Below are 314 nucleotides of genomic sequence, written 5' to 3' on the forward strand. Positions count from 1 at the left end.
TAGAGTCGGAAACGCAAGACCGAAGGGAAGCGCCCGGAGGAAAGCCCGAGAGGGTGAGTACAAAGGAAGCGTCCGTTCCTTGAGAACTCAACAGCGTGCCAAAAGTCAACGCCAGATATGTTGATACCCCGTCTCTCTCACTCTGAGAGGGCGAGGTTCCTTTGAAATACACACAGCGAGGACGCTGTGAACGGTCGGGCTTATTCCGCTCGACGGTTCCGCTCTCGTGGTGTCGTCCCGATTACGGGAAAACATTCACGGAGAGTTTGATCCTGGCTCAGGACGAACGCTGGCGGCGTGCTTAACACATGCAA

Annotated in this window: 1 rRNA gene; it reads left to right on the forward strand. The window is 55.4% G+C overall.

Going from position 1 to position 314, the window contains the following annotated elements:
• Positions 1–254: 254 nt before the first annotated feature.
• Positions 255–314 (forward strand): 16S ribosomal RNA (locus IF78_RS0142985); the annotation flags it as partial.

This window comes from Streptomyces bicolor (assembly GCF_000719285.1).
Taxonomy (GTDB): Bacteria; Actinomycetota; Actinomycetes; order Streptomycetales; family Streptomycetaceae; genus Streptomyces; species Streptomyces bicolor.